This window comes from Thiorhodococcus fuscus, assembly GCF_042682685.1.
Taxonomy (GTDB): domain Bacteria; phylum Pseudomonadota; class Gammaproteobacteria; order Chromatiales; family Chromatiaceae; genus Imhoffiella; species Imhoffiella fuscus.
The window spans coordinates 25,993-47,281 of sequence record NZ_JBHUHX010000015.1 but is presented as its reverse complement, the minus strand read 5'-3'; the positions used below and the strand labels follow the sequence as shown (position 1 = coordinate 47,281).

The following is a 21,289-nucleotide window of genomic DNA, read 5'->3' as shown; positions in this document are numbered from 1 at the left end:
TCGTTCGCGTTTCTCGCGCTAGAGCCAGCCGCCGCGCTTGAAGCGCCAGAGCATGATGCCGGCGATCACCAGGCAGGTGATCCAGAACAGTGGATAGGCCGGCGCCCAGTGAGTCTCGGGCATTTCGAGGTTCATCCCATAGACCCCGGCGAGGAAGGTCAGCGGAATGAAGATGGTTCCGATGACGGTCAGGACCTTCATGATGTCGTTGGTGCGGTTCGAGACCAGAGAGACGTAGGTCTCGGTCACGGCGCTGGCGATTTCGCGGTAGGTCTCGATCAGGTCGATGATCTGGACGCAATGGTCGTAGACGTCGCGGAAATAGGTCTGGGCGATCTCGGACAGGCACTCGTGGCGCTCGCGCTGGAGCTGGGCGACCAGCTCGCGCATCGGCCAGGCGCTGCGGCGGATCATCACCAAGTCGCGCTTGATCTCGTGCATGGCGTGCAGGCTCAGTGCTTCGGGCCGGGTGAGCACCTCGTCCTCGACGGCCTCCAGGCGTTCCGAGCTGGCGTCCAGGATGGGAAAGTAGCGATCGACCATCGCATCGATCAGGACGTAGAGCAGAAAGCTGGCATCGTTCTGGCGCACCCGCGAGCGCGGGCTGTCCAGGCGTTTGCGGATCTCCCCGATCGCAGGACAGGTGCTGTGCTGGAAGCTCAGCAGCGTGGTGCGCCCGAGGAAGAATCCGGTGGGCTCGGAGATCAGTTGGCCCTCGATCAGTTGGATTCCGTGCGCCATGACGAACAGCCGGCCCGGCAGGTCGTCCTCCCCTGGATAGTCTTCCAGCTTGGGTCGCTGCGCCCGGTCCAGAACGTCCTCGATGGCGAGCGGGTGCAGCTTGTACTTCTCGGCCAGGGTGCGCAGCGCGCTCTGGTCCTGGAGCCCTTCGACGTGGATCCAGCGCACCCGGGTCCAGCTCGGACGGTGGATGGCGAGGAAGGCCGCGACGTCGCTGATCTCCTGGGTTTCCATGCGCTCCGGGCTGTAGTCGGTGCAGAGGATGCGGGTCGGCGTATCCGGCGAGGTTGCGGTCAGCTCGTGATACTCGATGCCGGCCGGCAGTCCGGGGGGCGCTCGCTTGGCTCTCGGCAGGCGCGGTCGGGACAGCCGACGGGCGTGGCGATGCCGTGCCGCTCTTGGGTGCCGGTGGCCGTGTTCTGGGCGTGGGTTCACTGCTCCGGGCGGCGGTGTGCCGCCTGGGTCGGGCCGGGAATCGCTGGGCTCTCGCGTCATCGTCTGATCCGATCTCCGAGTCTCGGCACCCACTATCGGTCGGGGCGTCTCGGCGATCAAGTCCGTTGGCGTCGGGTCTGGGCATCGGGACACGTGTGCTGCCGACCGATAGTCGGTGGATCCCTTCCGGTGCGGGGGCGCTCTCTTGGAGGATGAGAATCTCTAGCGTAGGCTGCGCCCACGGGGCCGCGACAGCGTGCGTGCCTCCGCTCTGAGCCGAAGACGATGGCCAATGTCAGGACGTTTCCATATGAGTGACCACAGCATCTACCGCATCAGCTTCCTCAATCAGGGGAATATCTATCAGCTCCATGCCCGTAGCGTCGATTCGAGCAACCTGTACGCCTTCGTCGAGGTCGCCGACATCCTCTTCGGCGAGCGTTCCGAGATCCTTGTCGATCCCTCGGAGGAGAAGCTCAAGGCCGAGTTCGAGGGCGTCAAGCGGACCTACATCCCCATGCACGCCGTCATCCGTATCGACGAAGTCAGCAAGGAGGGACAGAATCGCATCGTCGGCACGAGCGAGGGCGCGACCATCACCCCTTTCCCAATGCCGCTGAAACCCAAGGGGCGCGAGTGACCGGGATCGCAGAGGCGCAGTGACCGCATGCATCAGGATGTCGTGCATTACCTTTCCGTCGGTGCTTTGCTCGGTATTTCCGCTGGACTGGCTCCTGGACCGCTGCTGGCGCTGGTGATCTCCGAGACCTTGCGTCACGGCGTGCAGGCGGGTGTACGGATCGCCTTCGCTCCGGTCCTTACGGATCTGCCGATCATCCTGGCGACCTGGTTTCTGGTGTCGGGGCTTGCGGATTTCCACCCCGTCCTCGGCGTCATCTCGCTCCTGGGCGCCGCCTTCGTTTTTTCGATGGGGTACGAAGGTTTGCGTACCACCGGTATCGATGTGTCTTCCGCTGAGGGGCCGGCCAAGTCGCTGACCAAGGGCGTCCTGGCGAATTTCTTGAGCCCGCATCCCTACCTCTTCTGGTTCGGTGTCGGGGCTCCGATCATGTCCGAGGCGTCGGCCGCGAGTGCGGCGGCGCCTTGGGTGTTCGTGGTCAGCTTCTATCTGCTGCTGGTCGGATCCAAGCTGGCGTTGGCGCTGATCGCAGGCCGGTCGCGGTCCTATCTGAACGGAAGGGTCTACCGCAATCTGATGCGACTGCTGGGCCTGCTGCTGATGCTTCTGGCCGGTCTGCTGGCGCGCGATGGCCTGGAGCTGCTGGGACTGATTGGCGGCTAGTGGAGGCGAATGGAAATCCCGCGTCAGGGTGGCGGGGTGCCGATTGCGGCAAAAGGGAGCGGGACCTTTCGGTCCCGCTTTCGGTTTTGCGGGAAGGCCGGGCGTCTTCCCTCGGGGGCGCGATCAGTTGACCTTGGTCTTGGCCGAGTTGGTTTGATCGTTTTGAGGTTGGTCGTTTCGGGCCGTCTGGTTGTGGGCGTCGGCCTGGGCGGTATCGGTCGCGGCGACCGGTTCGGACACGACCGACGTGGTCAGGACCATGCTATCTTGGATCTGCTTCAGCTCCAGGTTGGCCTCGTGCAGCTTGCCTTGGTCGACGAGCTTGATGGCGGCATCCAGTTTCTGACTGGTTTCTTCCAGAGGCAGGCTGACTATCCGGGTGACCAGGGTCAGATCCGCCAATTTCAACGCCTTGGCTGCGGCCTGCTGGTCGCCCTGGCGCAGATGCTCCTTGGCCTCCGAGATGGCCTTATCTTCCGCTTGGGTTCGCGCGGATGCCTGCTGCTCCGCTGCCTTGTCCATGGTTGCGGTCTGTTTGGCGTCCGCCGAGGTCTGTGGCTTGTCCTTGGCCGTATCGGTCGCCGCGTTGGCTGGCGTGTCGAAGCCTTCGACCACCTGGAGTTCGGACAGGATGGGAATCAGGTCCATGCGTTCCTTGTTGCGTGCCTGTTCGACCTTCTTGCCCGCGTTCTTGACATCGGTCGTGACCGTGACCGGACGGTCTTCCTTTCGGACTTCATCGAGCAGTTTGCGGCTGTCGGCGAGCAGTTTCTTGGCGCTGTCCACATAGCCGTCGTTGATCGCCAGCCGCGCCAGATGGATCGCATTGGTGGCGGCCAGTCCGTGCTCGGAGAGTTCGGCCGCCTGTTTCTTGCTGGGGCCGCCGGTGACGATGGTCGTGATGGTGCTGGCGTCGCTGGTCGCCGTCGTGCTCTCGGCCTGGGCGTGCTGCCGAGTGACGCCGACGAAGGCCAGTGCAATGAGCGTGGCGGCGGTGATCTGATAGGTGCGTTTCATCGAAGTCTCCCCTTGTGTCTAAATGGCGTTTAAACCCATGGATCGCCGCGATGGTGCTGCGATCCTGTTTCGACGTGAGTCTTCTTTCCCGACGCTGACAGTATCCGCCAGGGCACCTTAACGAACGCTGGCGAGTGGATTACATCGAGGTAAGCCACCGGCCGGGGAGTGCGGCCGATGGCCAGTCTTGAAGACTGGGAAGCGGAAACTGGACGGAACCTATGGCCATTCGTTCAGCAGGAAGCCGACTCCGATGCGGTTCACCGAGTGGTCGAAATCGATCAGGCTTTCGCCGTAGCCGTTGAAATATTGGGCGTAGACCTTGATCGAATCGCTCAAAGGATAGGTCCAGTCGAGCTGGACGCTGGGGTGCGTGGGGTTGCGGAACATGACGCCGAAATGGTGCTTGCCCAGATCGTAACCGCCGTGGAGTTCGCCGTAGCCCAGATACTCGTAGATGTCCGGGTTATCAGACGGATTGGGTTCGAGCGGCGACCAGACCCTCAGGGCGAGCTGGAACGGACCCCGCTCGGCCTCGACTTGTCCGATCAGACGGTTCCAGCTCCGCGACAATGGGTCGGAGCGGCCGTTGGATTGATGGTTCAGCATGACCCGCGCCGAGTACAGACGCCAACCCAGCGCAGAGAGATTCGGCTGCCAATTCAGGCCCAGCTCGGGCTCGTAGTTGGTCTCGCGGAAGGGCGACGAGTATTCCTGATTGTAGGCCTGGAAGAAGGCGAGTTGGGTGTAGGCGAAGTAGAGGTCCAAGTCGCGGTTGATAATGTTGGTCCAGATCGGCACCTCGAAGCTGATCTGGAACTTCATCTCGACATTGTCGAGCGCATCGCCGAGGAAGGGGATGTCGATACGCTCCTCACCCGGTACGTTGCGGTTGGGATTGTCGTTGTAGGAGACCGGCAGGAGGTAGTTCGGTCGATAGGGGCGGATTCCGAGCGAGCGCCGCTGGCTCGCCTCTTCTCCGATGTCGGGTATCGAGGGCGCCTTAGCGGCAGTCATGGGCTGGGCGGCGACCGCTGGCGTTTCGGCGGCCGGCAGAGGGACTGGAGCGACCGCGATGCCTGGCTTGACCCTCGGTTCGTGCTTGGCCAGGGTATCGAAACAGGCCAGTCGGTCGCTCGACTCGGCGATGGCCGCGCAGCGCGCGAGTCCGTCCTCCAGATTCGCGCTCGCCAGGCCGATGCTCGGCCATAGAATGCAGGCGACCCAGACGATCCAGCGGGGTCGATTCACGGCGATCTCTGATGGTCTCGTGGCGGTTCGCGCGACTTCGGGTGCGGGGATCGGTTCTTCTGTCGGTCTATTCGCGGCTGGCAAAACGTCCATGATAGGACTCCTTAGATCGAGGTTCGCCGGGTTTTGGCGCTGGATGGCCGATGGGCGGGCCTCACGAGAGGGAGTCGATTCGGCCATTTCGACGATGCCCGTCGTTTCGCGCACTATGTCTTGGCCTCGGAGCGATTTCAATCCGCATCATGTGCGCTGTCGCTCGGTTTGCGTTTCCGCTGGTCGTGTCCATCTATCGCTCCCCGTAGCCGGGGTTGCTTCGGTGCGCGTCAGGTCCCAACATTCCCGCATGATTTCCTGCTCCGATGGTGATTTTCGAATGGCTACGACGACAGGGGCTGCTGCTCCGACATCCACCGATAACCGGCTCTATCCCTCGCGACCGGCGCTGGAGGCGGCATTCGATGTCGTCAAGAAGGCCAAGCTTCCCCCGATACCGGATATCGTGCTGGCGCTGAAGGACGAGCTGGAACGCCCCGATCCGAACATGCAGAAGGCGTCTGAACTCATCGGGCAGGATATTGCCATCACCGGCAAGCTGCTCAAGACCATCAATTCGCCTGCGTTCGGTCTGTCCGCTAAGGTGGGGAGCGTTCAGCAGGCCGTATCCATCATGGGGCTGCGCCGTTTGGCCAACATGGTGACGGCCGAGGCGATCGACCGCATGCTGGCGGATCAGGGTGGAGAGTCGAAGGTCGTCTGGGATTCCATACTCGAAGAGGCGCGCACCATGGTCGAAATCGCGCGCCTGTCGCGGGGCGTCACCCCGGACGAGGCCTATCTGTTCGGCATGATGCACGACGTTGGTTGTCTGGTTTTCACCGGCCTGTTCGAGTCCTACAGTACCGAGTTCATCCTCCATCGGCACACGGATAGCGCAGTGCTGATCGATTTCGAGATGAAGCATCTTGGCGTGGATCATCCGACCGTCAGCTTCCTGCTCGCCGGTAACTGGAAGCTGCCCGATCAGATGGCCCTGGCCATCTATCTGCACCACAGGGTCGAGTGCTCCGAGGTGGATGACCCCAAGGTGCGCGCCTTGGTCGCGCTGGCGAATCTGGCGCATCGGCTGTCCGCCTTCTCCGAGGGATCGCTCGACATGTCCGAAGTCTGCTCCGAGGAAGATGCGATCTGGCGAGAGCTGAAGATTGCGGACGACGACTGGGTGCGGCTGTGCGAATCGATGGTCCAGGCAGGTTCGGGCTCCTGATTCCGTGCCGTTCGGGGGCATCAGGGTGCGTCCCATTCCCCCGCAGGAGTCGGCACCGCTCAGCAATGGCGTTCCGATGTGCGTGGGTGCGAATCAATTCGCGTCTATTTAGGAAAGACGGCTTCGCGGATCTCCCCTGACGTGAGTTCGGGGGCGCAATCGGTGATGAAACTCAGCGCATAGTCGCGCAGATAGCGGCCCCGGCGCAGCGCGATGCGGGCCCTGTTGACCCCGAACAGATGCGGCGCCTCCAACAGGTGCAACCCGGCGTCGCGTACCGGATGATAGGCCATGGCGGCGATGATGCCGACGCCGAGGCCCAATTCCACATAGGCCTTGATGACGTCCGAGTCCAGTGCCGACATCACCAGATTGGGGCTGAGTCCGGCGCTGGCGAAGGCCACGTCGATGCGGGCGCGGCCTGTGATGCCTGGGTGGTAGGTGATGATGGGATAGGCGGCGATCGTCTTCAGCGTCAGCGGCGTGGCGTCGATCAGCGGATGCCCGTCGGGCACGATCAGGGCATGCCGCCATTCGTAGAAGGGAAAGGTCGCCAGGCCTGCCTCGTCGCCCAGCGCCTCGGTGGCGATACCGATATCGACCTGTCCCCCATGTAGCAGCGCGACGATCTCCCGTGGCCCGCATTGATGCAATTCCAGGTGCACCTTGGGAAAGGCCTGTTTGAATCGGCTCACCACGGGGGGCAGGGCATAGCGGGCCTGGGTGTGGGTCGTGGCGATCGCCAGATGGCCGCTGTCCTGTTGGGCGAACTCCTCGCTCAGATGTTTGATGTTCTGCGTCTCCAGCAGGATACGCTCGACCATGGGCAGCAATTCCTTGCCCGGCTCGGTCAGGCCGAGCAGCCGCTTGCCGTTGCGCACGAACAGCTCGACGCCGAGTTCGTCCTCCAGATCCTTGATGTGTTTGGAGACGCCCGATTGGGCGGTGAAGAGGGCGTTGGCCACCTCGGTCAGATTGAACTGGCGACGGACCGTCTCGCGCACGATGCGCAGCTGTTGGAAGTTCATCTCAGGCGGCCCGCTCGGCGAAGACCTGGATCCGCGAAGGGGCCAGCCGTACCGTCTGTCCGGCCGTCAGGCCCAGTTCGGCGATGCGCTCGCGCGGCAGGATCACCTCGTAATGCCGTGGCTCGCCCGTGTCAGCGTCTCCGATCGGATCCTCGAGTTCGATGCGTGCATTGGCCCCGAAGGTCAGGACGCGCGCCACCAGGGCCTCGATACCCTGGTCGGCCATGGGATCGGTGAGGATTTCCAGCTCGTGAGGGCGGACGAAGCCGACCGCCTGGCTGCCGTGTGCCGCCGCGTTCTGATGGTGGGCCAGGCGCGCCTCGCCGATCCGCAGATGCGCCCCATCGATATGGCCCTGGAAGCGGTTGACCGCGCCCAGGAACCCATAGACGAAGGGCGTCGACGGATGCTCGTAGACCGCGTCGGGCGTTCCCCATTGTTCCACCCGTCCTTGGTTCATCAGCACGACCCGGTCGGCGACCTCCAGCGCCTCCTCCTGGTCGTGTGTGACGAAGACCGAGGTGATGTGCAATTCGTCGTGCAGACGGCGCAGCCAGCGCCGCAGATCCTTGCGGACTTGGGCGTCGAGCGCGCCGAAGGGCTCGTCGAGCAGCAGGACGCAGGGTTCGACCGCTAGGGCGCGGGCGAGCGCGACCCGCTGGCGCTGTCCGCCGGACAGCTGGGGCGGGAAGCGCTCGGCGAGCGATCCGAGCTGGACCAGATCGAGCAGCCGCTGGACCCGACGGCGGATGTCGGCCTCCCTGGGACGCTCGCGGCGCGGCTTGACCCGCAATCCGAAGGCGATGTTCTCGAATACCGTCATGTGACGAAAGAGGGCGTAGTGCTGGAAGACGAATCCGACCCGGCGCTGACGCACGTGGGTGCCGGAGGCGTCCTCGTCGTCGAGGATGACGCGACCGCTGTCCGCCGACTCCAGTCCGGCGATGATCCGTAGCAGCGTGGTCTTGCCGCAGCCGGACGGACCCAGCAAGGCGGTCAGGGCGCCCGACGGAAAATCGAGCGAGACGTCGTTCAGCGCGGCGAAGTCGCCGAAGCGTTTGTGGATATGCTCGACCCTGATGCTCATGGGTGTCTCCTCAGTGGGGGTGTTCGATGCCCCGGCGTGCCCGCCATTCGACGAGCGACTTCAGCCCCAGGGTCAGGATGGCCAGCAGCGCCAGCAGCGAGGCCACCGCGAAGGCGGCGGCGAAGTTGTATTCGTTGTAGAGGATCTCGACGTGCAGCGGCAAGGTGTTGGTCAGTCCTCGGATGTGACCGGAGACCACGCTGACGGCGCCGAACTCGCCCATCGCGCGGGCGTTGCAGAGGATCACCCCGTACAGCAGGCCCCATTTGACGTTGGGCAGGGTGACCCGCCACAGCGTTTGCAGACCGTTGGCTCCCAGCACCACGGCCGCCTCTTCCTCCTCTTTCCCCTGCGCCTCCATCAGCGGGATCAGCTCGCGCGCGATGAAGGGAAAGGTGACGAACACCGTCGCCATCAGGATGCCTGGGACGGCGAAGATGATCTTGATGTCGTGCTCGAACAGCCAGGCCCCGAACCAGCCGTGGGCGCCGAACAGCAGCACGAAGATGAGACCGGCGATGACCGGCGAGACCGAGAAGGGCAGGTCGATCAGGGTCGTCAGTAGCCGTTTGCCTCGGAACTCGAACTTGGCGATCGTCCAGGCGGCGGCGACGCCGAACACCAGATTGAGCGGAACCGCGACCGCCGCGACCGTCAGGGTGAGCCGCGCCGCCGCCAGTGCGTCCGGGTCGGCGAGGGCGCCGAAATAGGTGAGCCAGCCCTTGCGCAGCGCCTCGGCGAACACCGCCAGCAGGGGCATCAGCAGAAAGAGCGCGAAGAAACCTAGCGCGGTCGTCAGAATCAACCCCTTGAGCCAGGGCGGCTCGCTGATGGCGTTGGCTGGTGCGCGGTCGTTCGCAATACTGGCGGCGAGCGTTGCGGCCGTGGCCATCAGCGGTTCCTCCCGGCGCGGCGCGCGCTCCAGGCCTGAAGCAGGTTGATCGAGAGCAGCATGGCGAACGAGAAGACCAGCATGACGCTGGCGACCGCCGTCGCGCCCGCATAGTCGTACTGTTCGAGCTTGGTGATGATGATGAGCGGTGTGATTTCCGAGATCATCGGGATGTTGCCGGCGATGAAGATCACCGAGCCGTATTCGCCCACCGCCCGCGCGAAGGCCAGGGCGAAGCCGGTCAGGAGGGCGGGCCAGAGCGTCGGCAGGATGACCCGCCAGAAGGTCTGGACGCGGGTCGCGCCGAGACTGGCGGCGGCCTCTTCCAGGTCGCGCTCCAGATCCTCGAGGACGGGCTGCACCGTGCGGACCACGAAGGGCACCCCGATGAACACCATCGCCACCAGGACCCCGAGCGGGGTGAAGGCGACCTCGATCCCGACCGGTTCGAGCAGACGCCCGATCCAGCCGTTTGCGGCATAGAGCGCGGTCAGCGAGATGCCGGCCACCGCGGTCGGCAGGGCGAAGGGCAGATCGACCAGCGCATCGACGATCCGTTTGCCCGGAAAGCGGTAGCGGACCAGGGTCCAGGCCAGCAGCAGTCCGAAGAATCCGTTGATCGCCGCCGCCAGGAGCGCGGCGCCGAAGGACAGTCGGTAGGTCGCTACCACGCGCGGCGCCGTCACGATGGTCCAGAATGCCTCCCATGACAGGGTCGTGGTCCGCAGGAACACGGCCGCCAGCGGGATGAGCACCATGAGCGACAGATAGATCAGGGTGTAGCCCAGCGCCAGACGGAAACTCGGCAGGACGCGGGTCTGGGGCGCTGGAGCGAGTGCGGTCGCAAAACTCATGGATGATGTACTTGCCGGATCGGGCGTGCTTGGGGCAGGGCGCGGCGGCCGTGCGTATCGGTCACGGAAGGGTATGTCAGTGGCGTGACGGCTGGAACGAGCGAATTCTGCTTTGTTAAGCAGGGATTCTGATATGCCGCGTTCTGGTGCGTCGTCTGATAAGCAATGCGGTTTTTCTTGGTTGGTCCCGGATGCGCGGGGCTTTTCAATGGGGCGCACCAAACCTTGCCGACAGACAGGATTCCATCATGAAGCACCCATTCGCGCCTTCGTTCCGCTTGCTTGCCGGCGGTCTGCTGGGGCTCGTTCTCGCCGCACCCGTCCTGGCCGAGACCACCCTGCTCAACGTCTCCTACGACCCGACCCGCGAGTTCTATCAGGCTTTCAACCCCGCCTTCATCGCCGAGTGGAAGGCCCGGACCGGAGAGCGGCTCGTCATCCAGCAGTCCCATGGCGGTTCGGGCAAACAGGCGCGCGCGGTCGCCGACGGGCTGGAGGCGGATGTGGTGACGCTCGCGCTGTCCTACGATATCGACGCCATCGCCGAGCAGGGCATGCTCGCCAAGGACTGGCAGTCGCGTCTGCCGCACCGCAGTGCGCCCTACAGCTCGACCATCGTCTTCCTGGTGCGCAAGGGCAATCCCAAGGGGATTCACGACTGGGCAGATCTGATCCGGGATGGCGTCGCCATCATCACGCCCAATCCCAAGACCTCAGGCGGGGCGCGCTGGAACTATCTGGCCGCCTGGGCCTGGGCCGAGCGTCGTTACGGCGGAGACGAGGCCAAGGTGAAGGACTACATGGCACAGCTCTATCACCATGTCCCGGTGCTGGATTCGGGCGCGCGCGGGGCCACCACCACCTTCGTGCAACGGGGGTTGGGCGACGTGCTGCTGTCCTGGGAGAACGAGGCCTACCTGGCGCTTCGGGAGTTCGGTGAGGAACGCTTCGAGATCGTCGTCCCGTCGCTGTCCATTCGCGCCGAGCCGCCGGTCGCGGTGGTCGATCGGACCGTCGACAAGAAGGGAACCCGCGCGGTCGCGACCGCCTATCTCGAATTCCTCTATACGCCGGCGGCGCAGGAACTGGCGGCCACGCATTTCTACCGCCCGAGCGATCCCGGGGTGGCTGCCCGCTTCGCCGAGCGTTTCGTCAAGGTCGAGAGGGTCGGGATCGACGACCTGGGTGGCTGGCAGGCGGTCCAGCGCAAGCATTTTGCCGATGGTGGTCTGTTCGACCAGATTTACGGCTTGCGTTGATCCGTTGCCGCTGGGCCTGGCCGGTCGGAGCAGGCTCCGGACGTCCCCCAGCGGGGCACGGCGGAAGGTTTCGCGCAGCCGCTGTACGACCGATTGCCGCAACCGGCGCCGACGGCGTGCACGTAGGTTTTGTTGACGCCCTTGAAGCGATTCAGGTCGACGTATGCCATCTGTATCGTGGGAGATTCAGTCCGGTTCGCGTAGCGACTCGGGAGGCGAGTTGCGCTGCTGACATGCTCCGGTGTCGCGGCGCGTCATGTTTTCGGTGGGAGCGGGGTTTTTGTCTCGTTGTTCTGCGTCACATGTCGAAGGTTATGGGGCGGGTTCGAGTGAACGGATCTGCGTCAGGGACTTTCTTGAGACGTGGTTAGGGTATTTGGCAGGTTGACGTCGATCGATCGATCGGTCATTTTTCAAGCCGTTAAGATGTGCGTACAGCGATTCGAATGCCTAGTGAGTGCAAAAAAGATACACAACGGTCTGGTGTGTCTTTTTTTCGCCCAATCTGTTGCAAAACGCCATGTCGTCCTCTATAGTTCACAGCGCAAAGCATGATTGCGCTCGGTTTCTGCAGTCAATCTGACAAATTCACAACATAGCGGAGAACAGCATGAACAAGAAACTTCTTACCCTGGCGGTCGCCGCCGCGATGGTTGCTCCGACCGCCGCGATGGCCGATGCGATCCTCTACGGCAAGCTGCACATGTCCATCGACTATGCCGATGTCGAGTCTGGCTTCAAAGGCTGGGGCCTCAATGGTAAGGGTTCGATTCCGGGCGAGGGTCGTGCCAACCGCATCGGTGTTAAGGGTTCCGAGGATCTGGGCAATGGTCTGAAGGCCATCTACCAGGTCGAGCTCGGCGTCAAGATGACCGAGGAGAGCGCCTCCGGAAACATCGCCTCCGGCAGCAACGACTCCATCACCATGCGTAACAGCTACGTGGGTCTGGCCGGCGGCTGGGGTACCTTCCTGGTCGGTCGTCACGACACCCCGATGAAGATTTCCACCGCCAAGTTGGATCTGTTCTCCGACACCATGGCTGACTACAACGGCACCGTCGGTTTCGACGACGTGCGCGCCGACAATGCTATCGCCTACATCAGCCCCAGCCTGAGCGGCTTCCAGCTGGCCGCTGCGGTCGTGGCCGGTGGCTCCTCCACCGCTGGCTATGGCGAGAACATCAACTCCGACAGCCTGGCCGAGGCCTACTCCGTCGCCGGTATCTATAGCAACGGACCCTTCTACGCGTCCTTGGCCTATGAGTCGCTTGGCAACGAGATGTTCATGAACTCCGCCGCCAGCGAGTTGGGCAAGCTGAGCCCCAACTACGTCGATGACGATTACACCAAGTGGCGTGTTGGTCTCGGCTTGATGGACTGGAACGGTTTCACCCTGACCGGTATCTACGAAGAAGATTCCAACCTGCCGGGCGGCCAGCTCTCGCCTTCGACCGAGCCCGAGAAGCTGAAGCTGTGGCAGATCCAGGCTGGTTACTCCTTCGGCAACAACATGGTCAAGGCCATGTACGGCAGCGGCAATCGTGACGGTCGTTTCAACGATGCCAACACGGTCGACGAGTTCAAGGATGCCATCGAAGGCGATTACTACACTTGGGCGATTGCGTTCGATCACAGCCTGAGCAAGCGTACCAAGGCCTATGCGGTCTACACCCAGGTCGACGACGATGCGCCTGATGCTGGCTGGGACGGTTTCTCCGTCGGTATGATCCACAATTTCTAAGCGATCCACTCATCGCTTGAGAAGAAAAACGGGGCCTTCGGGCCCCGTTTTCGTTGCTTTGGTCGTTCGCTTCGACGGGCGAGCGCAGTCGTTTCGTGTGCTCAGTCGCGGGTCAGCGTCTTGGGTCCCTGCGCCGAGCCGAGGATCAGGACGTCCGCTGGTCGCAACGCGAAGATGCCGACGGTCACCACGCCAGCGATGTCGTTGATCCGAGTTTCCATCTCGGCGGGCGCCTCGATCTGGAGGTTGTGCACGTCGAGGATGAGATTGCCATTGTCGGTGACGAATCCCTCTCGCCAGACGGGGGTTCCACCGATCTGTACGATCTCCCGAGCGACATAACTCCGCGCCATGGGGATGACCTCGATAGGCAAAGGGAAGGTCCCGAGCCGATCGACCAGTTTGGATTCGTCCGCGATGCAGACGAATCGCGCGCTCGCGGCGGCGACGATCTTCTCGCGCGTCAGGGCGCCGCCACCCCCTTTGACCAATTCGAGGCGTGCGTTGGACTCGTCGGCGCCATCGACGTAGAGCGAAAGTTCGCCGGCTGCGTTGAGGTCGAGAACCTCGATGCCGTGCTGGCGCAGACGTTGGGTCGATGCCTCCGAACTCGAAACGGCGCCTTCAATGCGATTCTTGACGGTCGCGAGCGCGTCGATGAAGTGGTTGACGGTCGAGCCCGTTCCGACGCCGATCACGCCGCCTTCGACATAGTCGAGCGCCGCCTTTGCGGCCTGTCGCTTGAGGTCGTCCTGGTTCATCGTTGGTCCTCCGGTCTGGCTATTTTTGGGGTGCCGATCATATCAGAGCGCCCTTGGGGGCGTAGAGTCTGGACTCCGTCGCGACAGCATCGAGCGGGACATCCCAGGACTGTGGCTCGATGCGCTCCAGGCGCTGGCACTCATGCGCGACTCCGATCAGCCTCGGGTGCCGCCAATGATTGCGTCGTCTCAGGAAGGCGAGGGTGCGGTCGTAATAGCCGCCGCCCATTCCGATTCGGTGGCAGCGTTCATCGAACCCGACAAGCGGCATGATGATCAGGTCGATGGCGTGGCTTGGCGTCAGCAGTCTGCCTCGGGCGTTCGGCTCCGGTATGCCGAATCGGTTGGGGCGCATCCGGTCCCCGCTCCGAAAGCGGACGAACTGGAGTCGGCGGCGTGACGTGCTGTTGGATGCCCGGTCCAGAATCGGGAGGAGGCAGGTCTTGCCCAGCGCCAGAGCATGCTCCATCAAGGGTCTGGGATCGAGTTCTCCGTCCGCCGGCCAATAGAAGGCGATGCGGTGTGCACGAAGGAAGTGGGGGGCTCGCCGGAGTCGCCTAGCGACCGCAATGGCGTGGCGCCGCTGTTCTCGTGGGCTCAGTGCGCGCCTTGCGTGCCTCAGCGCGCGTCGTGTCGATGGGAGTGACTGCATGGGAGAGGAAGGGACACCCCCCATTTGTGCCGTTACGGGCCTTCGTTCTTGAACCAGACGGTTCAAGTGGGGACAGTCGTAGCCGCTTCAGGCTTTCCGCTCGAAGGCGGACTTGCGCAACAGCTATTCCGTCATATCCCCGGGGTAGTGATTAGGCTCAAGAAAATACCCAGGCCGCTGTCGAACACTACAGGGGGTGTCTTGCAAGCAAGGCTATACTCTTTCGTCCGACGCGTCCAGAGGGGGCTCGGCGCTCGTCTGGGCGGTGTGCTGTTCGGCGTCTCGCTGCTGCTCTGGGTGCTGCTCGTCATGCTCGGTAATCAGTGCGGCATTGACCTGGTCCTGAAGCTGCCTGAGACGCCGATTGGTGTCTTCGCCATAATTTGGCCGCGAGCGCTGGATCTGAATGAGATCATGCGCGATGTTCAGGGCGGCGATGACCGCAATCCGGTCGGTGCCGATGACGCGGCCGGACTGGCGGATCTCGCGCATACGGTTGTCGAGTAGACGGGCCGACGCCCGCAAGTCGTCCTGCTCATGGTATTCGCAGGCGATGCGATACTCCTTTTCGAGAATCTTGATGCTGACTTGCAAGGGCTCTTCTATCACAGGTTTTCCTCCATCGCGCGCAACCGGGACAGCATCGCCTCAACGCGGCTCCGTGCCTGCTCGGTTTTTTCGATCAACTCGCTACGTTCGGCGACCAGGCTGTCCTGGCGCGCTCGTAACGAAGTGTTTTCGTCTCGGAGCCGTCGGTTCAGGTGGATCAGGGCGCTCACCTGCTGCTCCAGTTGGTCGAGGTCAAAGCTGGCCAAAGTCCACGACTCCGTTGAAATTCTGCGCACTATAGAAGGGGTGCCGTGAGCGGTCAATCGTGTCGGGGTGCATGCTATGATCGGGCGTCGACACAGTAATCAGGCGTTTCCATTGCGCCGGGGGGATTCCACGGACAACCAATACGACGAGGTCGACCGACTGCTGCGGGCCACCCATCTCGTCCCGTCTCCGAGCGAGGCGCACGGCATGTTGGGCGGCTTCGTGTGTGCTGGGGCGGAGGATCCGGTTGCGCTCTGGCTCGACCATCTACTCTCCGAGCAGGAGGCCGAGGACGACGCCTTGTCCGAGGCGCGCGGCGGGCTACAGGCGTTCGGTCAGTCGGTTACCGAAGAGATTCAGGCGCGCGGCGATGGCTTGATGCTGTTGCTGCCGTCCGAGGAGGGGCCGCTGCTGGATCGCGCGACCGGAATCTACGATTGGGTGCGCGGCTTTCTCTACGCTTTCGGTGTGCTGGGACTGAAAGAGGGCGACCTCTCGGATCAGAGTCGCGAGGTCATCCGCGATTTCGCCGACCTGACGCGCATGGACCTCTCCGACCTCGAAGAGACCGAGGAGAACGAGGAGGCGCTCGTGGAAATCACCGAGTTCGTCCGGGTCGCCGCCATGCTCATCCAAGAGGAGCGCAGTGTCCCGCCGTTGCCGCCCACCGGGGAGCCGGCATGACAGCGTCCGAGTACAAGCGCCGTCGGCGTGCCCTGGCCAAGGCGCTCGGGCGAGGTGCGGTCGTCATCCTGCCTGCGGCGCGGGAAGTGGTGCGCAATCGCGACGTCCATTATCCCTTTCGCCAGGACAGCGATTTCGCCTATCTCACCGGGTTCCCCGAGCCCGACGCCTTTGCCGTTCTGATTCCCAAGCGCAAGGATGGCGAATTCGTTCTCTTCTGCCGCCCGAGCGATCCGGAGCGCGAGCAATGGAATGGCAGGCGGCTCGGCGTGGAAGGGGCCGTCGCCGTTTGCGGCGCGGATCGGGCCTATCCGTTGAGCGAGCTCGATGAGCGCATGCCCGAGTTGATCGAGGGCTGCGGTCGGCTCTATTACCCCATTGGCACGGATGCCGGCCTGGATCAGCAGGTCATGGGCTGGGTGAACAAGGTGCGTTCCAAGGTCAGGCTCGGTGCCGTCGCTCCGAATACCTTCGTTGCGATCGAGTCGCTCCTGCACGAGCAGCGATTGCGCAAGAGTCCCGCCGAGCAGAAGGTTATGCGTCGCGCGGCCCGTATCTCGGCTCAGGCCCACTGTCGGCTGATGCGTCTGGCGGCCCCTGGGCTTGGGGAGCGCGACCTGGAAACCGAGTTCCAACATGCCTGCGCCGAGCAAGGCGCGCGTCATCTCGCCTATCCCTCCATCGTCGGCGGCGGTATCAACGGCTGCATCCTGCACTATGTCGAGAACGATGCCACCCTTCGCGATGGCGATCTGGTGCTGATCGACGCCGGTTGCGAGCTGGAGGGATACGCTTCGGACATCACCCGGACCTTTCCGGTCAACGGCCGTTTCACCCGGCCGCAGCGCGAAGTCTACGAGCTGGTGCTGGAGGCGCAGTGTGCCGCCATCGCCAAGTCGCGCCCCGGGGTCTCTTGGAATGCGCCGCACGAGGCGGCGGTCAAGGCTCTGACCAAAGGGCTGGTTCGGTTGGGCATCTTGTCGGGAAAGGTCGGGAAACTGATCGAAGAGGAGGCCTACAAGCCCTATTACATGCACCGGACCGGGCACTGGCTGGGAATGGACGTACATGATGTCGGTAACTATAAGTCGGACGGCGATTGGCGCCGGCTCGAGCCCGGTATGGTCCTGACCGTGGAGCCGGGTCTCTATCTGCCGGACACTGAGGCGGTGCCTAAGCCCTATCGCGGGATCGGCATCCGGATCGAGGACGACGTCCTCATCACCGAGGACGGCAACGAGATCCTGACTGCCGACGTGCCTAAGGATCCGGACGAGATCGAGGCATTGATGGTCCGCTAGCCGGCTCGGGATCCTCCGGCGCGTTTCGTTGTCTCGTTCCAGGGTTTGCCCCCGATGCCCTCGCGTCTTTGCCTGTGGGGCGGCCGACTCCAACCCATTCCTGGATCGAATCAAGTCAGGTGTGAACGACATGTACCAATACGACGTCACCATTGTCGGCGGTGGTCTGGTCGGCGGCAGTTTGGCCTGCGCCCTGGCCAATACCGGACTCAGGGTCGCCTTGATCGAGGCGCTCTCTCAGCAGTCGCGCGCGCGGCCGAGCTATGACGAGCGTGTCATCGCGCTCTCCCTGGGCAGCCAGCGCATCTTCGAGGCGATCGGGGTCTGGCCGGAGATGGCTCCCGAGGCGGAGCCGATCCTCAAGGTGCGGGTGTCCGATCGCGGGCATTGCGCCTTCACGCGACTCGATCATGCCGAGGAGGGCGTCGAGGCGCTCGGCTATGTGATCCCGGCGCGTGCCATGGGGGCGGCGATCCAAACCGCGCTCAAGTATGCGGGAAACTTGGAGATCTTCTGTCCGGCCCAGCTGCTGACACATCGTGTCCGCTCCGATGGCGTCGAGCTGAACCTGCTCGCCGACGGCGAGCCGGTCTCCGTGCAGACCCGGCTGCTGGTCGCGGCCGACGGCGGTCAGTCCGGGATCCGAGACGGACTGGATCTGCGGGTTAAGGAGCATGCCTACGGACAGGATGCCATCATCACCACCGTCACCCCGGACCGTCCTCTGCGCGGTGTCGCCTTCGAGCGGTTCACGGATACGGGTCCCCTGGCCATGCTGCCCATGACGGCCGGGCGCTATTCGGTGGTCTGGACCTGTCGCGATTCCGAGACCTCGGATCTGCTGATGCTGTCCGATCAGGACTTCCTGGATCGGCTGCAGACGCGTTTCGGTTTTCGGCTCGGTCGGTTGGGTCAGGTGGCGCCGCGCCGCGCCTATCCCTTGAAATTCGTGCTGACGCGGGATTCGGTGCAGGATCGTCTGGTCATGATCGGTAACTCGGCTCACACCCTGCATCCGGTGGCCGGTCAGGGGTTCAACCTGGGGCTGAGGGATGTCGCCGGTCTGGCCGAGGTGCTGGCGGATTGCGCGGCCGCTGGGGGCGATCCGGGCGCGACCGAGACGCTCGCCGGATATCGGCGCTGGCGCGGTCGCGACCAGATGGCGACCGCCGGAATGACGGACGCACTCGCGCGTCTCTTCGTGCCCGACTGGACACCGCTGATCATGGCCCGTGTCGCCGGCATGCTGGCCGTGGATCTCATCCCGCCGGCCCGCCACCTGCTGGCCAGGCGCTTCATGGGGCTGGACGGCCGTCAACCGCGCCTGGCCTGCGGACTCTCGCTCGATGGAGGTCGTTTATGACAGGGGCAGATGCGACATTCGATCTGGTGGTCGTCGGTGGCGGCATGGTCGGCGCGGCGTTCGCGCTCGCCGCGTCCGGGCGGGGGCGTTCGATCGCCGTCATCGAGCCGCGCGAGCCGGCCCGCCAGTGGCCCGAGGGCGAGGTCGATCTGCGTGTCTCCGCCTTGAGCCGCGCGAGCCAACGGATGCTGCAGCGACTCGATGCCTGGGATCGCATCCTCGAACTGAGAGCCAGTCCCTATCGACAGATGCATGTCTGGGATGCGCTCGGCGGTGGCGAGATCCATTTCGACAGCCGGGACGTCGGCGAGGCCGATCTCGGGCACATCGTCGAGAATCGAGTGATCCAACTGGCGCTCTGGGAGGAGCTGGAGGCCGCCGAGGATGTGGTCCTGCTCTGTCCGGCCGCCATTTCGGACATGGAGCGGACCGAGGATGGATGGCGTCTGCTGCTCACCGACGCCCGCTCGGTCGAGACCCCGCTGCTGATCGGCGCCGATGGGCGCGACTCGCTGGTGCGCGAACTCGCCGGGATCGCGACCGAGGGCTGGGCGTACGGTCAGAAGGCGATCGTGGCCAACGTCAGGCCGGAGTGCGCGCATCGGGAGACCGCCTGGCAGCGCTTTTTGCCGACCGGCCCGTTGGCCCTGCTTCCGCTCGCCGACGGGCGCTGTTCCATCGTCTGGTCGGCGGACGATGCGCGTGCCGCCCAGATCATGTCGATGGACGAGGACGCCTTCTCGGACGCACTGACCGCCGCCTCCGAGTCGCGGCTGGGGCGCCTGACCCTCGATGGACCCAGGGCGGCGGTGCCGCTCAGGCTCCAACATGCCAAGCAGTACGTCCGGCCCGGACTCGCCCTCGTCGGCGACGCCGCGCATGCCATCCATCCGCTGGCAGGGCAGGGTGTCAATCTCGGATTCCTGGACGCGGCCGAACTGGCCGCCGCGCTCGATCTGGCCTCAGGCGCCGGTCGTTCGCCAGCCGGTCTCTGGACGCTGCGTCATTATGAGCGCGCTCGGCGTGGCGACAATCTGGCGATGCTCGCCGCCATGGACGCCTTCAAGCGGCTGTTCGGTCAGGATGGCGAGCCGGTCGTGAGTCTGCGTGGCCTGGGGTTGCGGATCGCGGACCGGCTCGTTCCGCTCAAGCGTCTCTTCATGGATCGGGCGCTCGGGCTCGGTCAGGATCTGCCGCCGTTGGCGCGGCCCTGGATCGGGCGCTGATCGATTCGATTCATCCCTGCGGCGAAATGTTCGATTTGGACCGACGGTTGCTTTTGGTTAGTCTTGCCGCCGTTTCGGCTGCAGCGTTGTCATTTTCAAGGCCGGCGAACGGACTTGTCGCCGCCTGTTCTTCTAAGCCCTGCATGCAGATGGGCATCGCCGGATGCGTCGTCGTCCTGCTACAGAACCAGGCCGGCCATGCCGCCGAGGAGCGGGGCGATCTATCCGCGCGGCGCGACTGACGTGGCCGGTGCCGTTTTTCATATCAGCTGAATCAGAACGATAGGGGACGAATATGTCTGCGAAGAACGCCTTTTATGCCCAATCCGGTGGTGTTACCGCCGTCATCAACGCCTCGGCCTGCGGCGTCATCGAGACCGCGCGTCGCCATACGGACAAGATCGCCAATGTTTATGCCGGGCGCAACGGCATTATTGGCGCCCTGACCGAGGACCTGATCGACACCAGCCAGGAGTCGGACGAGGCCATCGCCGCGCTGCGTTACACCCCATCCGGCGCCTTCGGTTCCTGCCGCTACAAGCTCAAGAGCCTGGAGGCCAACCGGCGCGAGTACGAGCGTCTGATCGAGGTCTTCAAGGCGCACGACATCGGCTATTTCTTCTACAACGGCGGGGGCGATTCGGCCGATACCTGCTACAAGGTCTCTCAGCTTTCCGAGACCCTGGGCTATCCGGTGCAGGCGATCCATGTCCCCAAGACGGTGGATAACGACCTGCCGATTACGGACAACTGTCCCGGCTTCGGCTCGGTGGCCAAATACATCGCGACCTCGGCTCTGGAGGCGTCCTTCGACGTGCGCTCGATGGCCAAGACCTCGACCAAGGTCTTCGTCCTGGAGGTGATGGGGCGTCATGCCGGCTGGATCGCCGCCGCCGGTGGACTGATCGAGGATCACGACATCCCGGTCATGATCCTCTTCCCCGAGATCGAATTCGATCAGCAGCGTTTCCTCGCCTCGGTCCAAGACAAGGTCGAGCGGTCCGGTTTCTGCACCATCGTGGTGTCCGAGGGCGCCAAGTATCCCGATGGACGTTTCCTTGCCGAACAGGGGACGCGCGACGCCTTCGGCCATGCCCAGCTCGGTGGCGCGGCCCCGGTTGTGGCCAATATGATCAAGGAGGCCACCGGCTATAAGTTCCACTGGGCAGTGGCGGACTATCTGCAGCGCGCTGCGCGCCATCTGGCCTCCAAGACCGATGTCGAACAGGCCTATGCCATGGGGCGTGCCGGGGTCGAGTTCGCGCTTGCTGGCCACAATGCCGTGATGCCGACGGTCAAGCGGCTGAGCAGCGATCCCTATGCCTGGGAGGTTGGCGAAGCGCCGCTGTCCGAGGTCGCCAACGTCGAGAAATTCATGCCGCGCGATTTCATCTCGGAGGACGGCTTCGGTATCACGCCCATCTGCAAGGAATATCTGATTCCGCTGATCCAGGGTGAGGACTATCCGCCGTTCGAGCAGGGGCTGCCCAAGTACGTCACCTTGAAGAACGCCTCGGTCGAGCGCCGGCTGCCGTCCTTCGAGCTCTGATCGCGCTGCGGCCGGGGATGCGGTCGAGCACGCGGAGGCTGCCGTCGGGTGCGGCACCCTCCGTT

At 63.8% G+C, this 21,289-nt stretch carries 21 protein-coding genes and 1 other RNA gene; 10 read left to right on the top strand and 12 right to left on the bottom strand.

Annotated elements, in window-relative coordinates:
• Positions 1–18: 18 nt before the first annotated feature.
• The gene (gene corA, locus ACFSJC_RS06820; protein WP_386025068.1) at positions 19–1,236 is read right to left on the bottom strand and encodes a magnesium/cobalt transporter CorA; all 1,218 of its coding nucleotides are present in this window, start codon (positions 1,234–1,236) and stop codon (positions 19–21) included.
• A gap of 250 nt (positions 1,237–1,486) precedes the next feature.
• Here corA and ACFSJC_RS06815 point away from each other — a divergent pair, with 250 nt between their 5' ends.
• Entirely contained in the window at positions 1,487–1,816 is a 330-nt protein-coding gene (locus ACFSJC_RS06815) for a DUF1820 family protein (RefSeq protein ID WP_386025065.1), read from the top strand.
• A gap of 27 nt (positions 1,817–1,843) precedes the next feature.
• On the top strand, positions 1,844–2,479 hold the full coding sequence (locus tag ACFSJC_RS06810; protein WP_386025062.1) for a LysE family transporter: 636 nt from the start codon (positions 1,844–1,846) through the stop codon (positions 2,477–2,479).
• Positions 2,480–2,602: 123 nt separating this feature from the next.
• Here the strand turns inward: ACFSJC_RS06810 and ACFSJC_RS06805 are convergent, their stop codons facing one another.
• Together ACFSJC_RS06805 and ACFSJC_RS06800 are read right to left on the bottom strand one after the other, a co-directional pair.
• Entirely contained in the window at positions 2,603–3,496 is an 894-nt protein-coding gene (locus ACFSJC_RS06805) for a YfdX family protein (RefSeq protein WP_386025059.1), read from the bottom strand.
• Positions 3,497–3,715: 219 nt separating this feature from the next.
• A complete protein-coding gene (locus ACFSJC_RS06800) occupies positions 3,716–4,747 on the bottom strand; it encodes a phospholipase A (protein WP_386025056.1) in 1,032 nt (343 codons plus the stop codon).
• Between the two features lie 373 nt (positions 4,748–5,120).
• Here ACFSJC_RS06800 and ACFSJC_RS06795 point away from each other — a divergent pair, with 373 nt between their 5' ends.
• A complete protein-coding gene (locus tag ACFSJC_RS06795; RefSeq protein ID WP_386025054.1) occupies positions 5,121–6,011 on the top strand; it encodes an HDOD domain-containing protein in 891 nt (296 codons plus the stop codon).
• 104 nt (positions 6,012–6,115) lie between these two features.
• Here ACFSJC_RS06795 and ACFSJC_RS06790 read toward each other — a convergent pair whose 3' ends face one another.
• From ACFSJC_RS06790 to cysT, 4 genes are read right to left on the bottom strand one after another with little or no spacing between them, the layout of a single operon-like run.
• Positions 6,116–7,039: a CysB family HTH-type transcriptional regulator gene (locus ACFSJC_RS06790; RefSeq protein ID WP_386025052.1), complete on the bottom strand. Its 924-nt coding sequence runs from the start codon at positions 7,037–7,039 to the stop codon at positions 6,116–6,118.
• Position 7,040: 1 nt separating this feature from the next.
• Positions 7,041–8,126, bottom strand: coding sequence for a sulfate/molybdate ABC transporter ATP-binding protein (locus ACFSJC_RS06785; RefSeq protein ID WP_386025049.1), 1,086 nt, complete (start codon positions 8,124–8,126; stop codon positions 7,041–7,043).
• Positions 8,127–8,136: 10 nt separating this feature from the next.
• A complete protein-coding gene (gene cysW, locus ACFSJC_RS06780) occupies positions 8,137–9,018 on the bottom strand; it encodes a sulfate ABC transporter permease subunit CysW (protein WP_386025046.1) in 882 nt (293 codons plus the stop codon).
• Positions 9,018–9,872: a sulfate ABC transporter permease subunit CysT gene (gene cysT, locus ACFSJC_RS06775; RefSeq protein WP_386025043.1), complete on the bottom strand. Its 855-nt coding sequence runs from the start codon at positions 9,870–9,872 to the stop codon at positions 9,018–9,020. Before cysT ends, cysW begins: the two co-directional genes overlap by 1 nt.
• A gap of 248 nt (positions 9,873–10,120) precedes the next feature.
• Between cysT and ACFSJC_RS06770 the strand changes: the two genes are divergently transcribed.
• Positions 10,121–11,131, top strand: a complete 1,011-nt coding sequence (locus tag ACFSJC_RS06770) for a sulfate ABC transporter substrate-binding protein (RefSeq protein WP_386025040.1) — start codon at positions 10,121–10,123, stop codon at positions 11,129–11,131.
• Between the two features lie 610 nt (positions 11,132–11,741).
• Positions 11,742–12,872 (top strand): porin, encoded by a 1,131-nt coding sequence (locus tag ACFSJC_RS06765; RefSeq protein WP_386025037.1) that lies wholly within the window; start codon positions 11,742–11,744, stop codon positions 12,870–12,872.
• A 101-nt stretch (positions 12,873–12,973) separates the two neighbouring features.
• On the opposite strand, the gene rpiA is transcribed toward ACFSJC_RS06765, so the two are convergent.
• The 5 genes from rpiA to ACFSJC_RS06740 all read right to left on the bottom strand — a co-directional run bounded on the left by rpiA (position 12,974) and on the right by ACFSJC_RS06740 (position 15,100).
• A complete protein-coding gene (gene rpiA / locus ACFSJC_RS06760; protein WP_386025034.1) occupies positions 12,974–13,633 on the bottom strand; it encodes a ribose-5-phosphate isomerase RpiA in 660 nt (219 codons plus the stop codon).
• A gap of 37 nt (positions 13,634–13,670) precedes the next feature.
• Positions 13,671–14,285 carry a 5-formyltetrahydrofolate cyclo-ligase gene (locus tag ACFSJC_RS06755; RefSeq protein WP_386025032.1) on the bottom strand — a complete coding sequence of 205 codons (615 nt, stop codon included), beginning with the start codon at positions 14,283–14,285 and terminating at the stop codon, positions 13,671–13,673.
• A gap of 13 nt (positions 14,286–14,298) precedes the next feature.
• Positions 14,299–14,484: non-coding RNA, 6S RNA (gene ssrS / locus ACFSJC_RS06750), on the bottom strand.
• A 14-nt stretch (positions 14,485–14,498) separates the two neighbouring features.
• Positions 14,499–14,894, bottom strand: a complete 396-nt coding sequence (locus tag ACFSJC_RS06745) for a cell division protein ZapA (protein ID WP_386025029.1) — start codon at positions 14,892–14,894, stop codon at positions 14,499–14,501.
• On the bottom strand, positions 14,891–15,100 hold the full coding sequence (locus tag ACFSJC_RS06740; RefSeq protein ID WP_386025026.1) for a TIGR02449 family protein: 210 nt from the start codon (positions 15,098–15,100) through the stop codon (positions 14,891–14,893). The genes ACFSJC_RS06745 and ACFSJC_RS06740 overlap by 4 nt, the downstream gene beginning before the upstream one ends.
• A 76-nt stretch (positions 15,101–15,176) precedes the next feature.
• Between ACFSJC_RS06740 and ACFSJC_RS06735 the strand changes: the two genes are divergently transcribed.
• The 5 genes from ACFSJC_RS06735 (at position 15,177) to ACFSJC_RS06715 (ending at position 21,224) form a co-directional block, all read left to right on the top strand.
• Entirely contained in the window at positions 15,177–15,785 is a 609-nt protein-coding gene (locus tag ACFSJC_RS06735) for a UPF0149 family protein (protein ID WP_386025023.1), read from the top strand.
• Positions 15,782–17,086 (top strand): Xaa-Pro aminopeptidase, encoded by a 1,305-nt coding sequence (pepP, locus tag ACFSJC_RS06730; RefSeq protein WP_386025020.1) that lies wholly within the window; start codon positions 15,782–15,784, stop codon positions 17,084–17,086. Before ACFSJC_RS06735 ends, pepP begins: the two co-directional genes overlap by 4 nt.
• Before the next feature lie 130 nt (positions 17,087–17,216).
• A complete protein-coding gene (gene ubiH / locus ACFSJC_RS06725; protein ID WP_386025017.1) occupies positions 17,217–18,449 on the top strand; it encodes a 2-octaprenyl-6-methoxyphenyl hydroxylase in 1,233 nt (410 codons plus the stop codon).
• Complete coding sequence (locus tag ACFSJC_RS06720; RefSeq protein WP_386025014.1) at positions 18,446–19,675, top strand: UbiH/UbiF/VisC/COQ6 family ubiquinone biosynthesis hydroxylase; 1,230 nt, start codon at positions 18,446–18,448, stop codon at positions 19,673–19,675. Before ubiH ends, ACFSJC_RS06720 begins: the two co-directional genes overlap by 4 nt.
• A gap of 295 nt (positions 19,676–19,970) precedes the next feature.
• A complete protein-coding gene (locus tag ACFSJC_RS06715) occupies positions 19,971–21,224 on the top strand; it encodes a 6-phosphofructokinase (protein WP_386025011.1) in 1,254 nt (417 codons plus the stop codon).
• Positions 21,225–21,289 lie beyond the last annotated feature (65 nt).

Coding starts and splice junctions, on each gene's coding strand:
- ACFSJC_RS06715 (WP_386025011.1), top strand. CDS start 19,971: ATGTCTGCGAAGAACGCCTTTTATGCCCAATCCGGTGGTGTTACCGCC.
- ACFSJC_RS06785 (WP_386025049.1), bottom strand. CDS start 8,126: ATGAGCATCAGGGTCGAGCATATCCACAAACGCTTCGGCGACTTCGCC.
- corA (WP_386025068.1), bottom strand. CDS start 1,236: ATGACGCGAGAGCCCAGCGATTCCCGGCCCGACCCAGGCGGCACACCG.
- ACFSJC_RS06795 (WP_386025054.1), top strand. CDS start 5,121: ATGGCTACGACGACAGGGGCTGCTGCTCCGACATCCACCGATAACCGG.
- ACFSJC_RS06805 (WP_386025059.1), bottom strand. CDS start 3,496: ATGAAACGCACCTATCAGATCACCGCCGCCACGCTCATTGCACTGGCC.
- cysT (WP_386025043.1), bottom strand. CDS start 9,872: ATGAGTTTTGCGACCGCACTCGCTCCAGCGCCCCAGACCCGCGTCCTG.
- ubiH (WP_386025017.1), top strand. CDS start 17,217: ATGTACCAATACGACGTCACCATTGTCGGCGGTGGTCTGGTCGGCGGC.
- rpiA (WP_386025034.1), bottom strand. CDS start 13,633: ATGAACCAGGACGACCTCAAGCGACAGGCCGCAAAGGCGGCGCTCGAC.
- ACFSJC_RS06765 (WP_386025037.1), top strand. CDS start 11,742: ATGAACAAGAAACTTCTTACCCTGGCGGTCGCCGCCGCGATGGTTGCT.
- ACFSJC_RS06815 (WP_386025065.1), top strand. CDS start 1,487: ATGAGTGACCACAGCATCTACCGCATCAGCTTCCTCAATCAGGGGAAT.
- cysW (WP_386025046.1), bottom strand. CDS start 9,018: ATGGCCACGGCCGCAACGCTCGCCGCCAGTATTGCGAACGACCGCGCA.
- ACFSJC_RS06790 (WP_386025052.1), bottom strand. CDS start 7,039: ATGAACTTCCAACAGCTGCGCATCGTGCGCGAGACGGTCCGTCGCCAG.
- pepP (WP_386025020.1), top strand. CDS start 15,782: ATGACAGCGTCCGAGTACAAGCGCCGTCGGCGTGCCCTGGCCAAGGCG.
- ACFSJC_RS06810 (WP_386025062.1), top strand. CDS start 1,844: ATGCATCAGGATGTCGTGCATTACCTTTCCGTCGGTGCTTTGCTCGGT.
- ACFSJC_RS06735 (WP_386025023.1), top strand. CDS start 15,177: ATGATCGGGCGTCGACACAGTAATCAGGCGTTTCCATTGCGCCGGGGG.
- ACFSJC_RS06755 (WP_386025032.1), bottom strand. CDS start 14,285: ATGCAGTCACTCCCATCGACACGACGCGCGCTGAGGCACGCAAGGCGC.
- ACFSJC_RS06720 (WP_386025014.1), top strand. CDS start 18,446: ATGACAGGGGCAGATGCGACATTCGATCTGGTGGTCGTCGGTGGCGGC.
- ACFSJC_RS06770 (WP_386025040.1), top strand. CDS start 10,121: ATGAAGCACCCATTCGCGCCTTCGTTCCGCTTGCTTGCCGGCGGTCTG.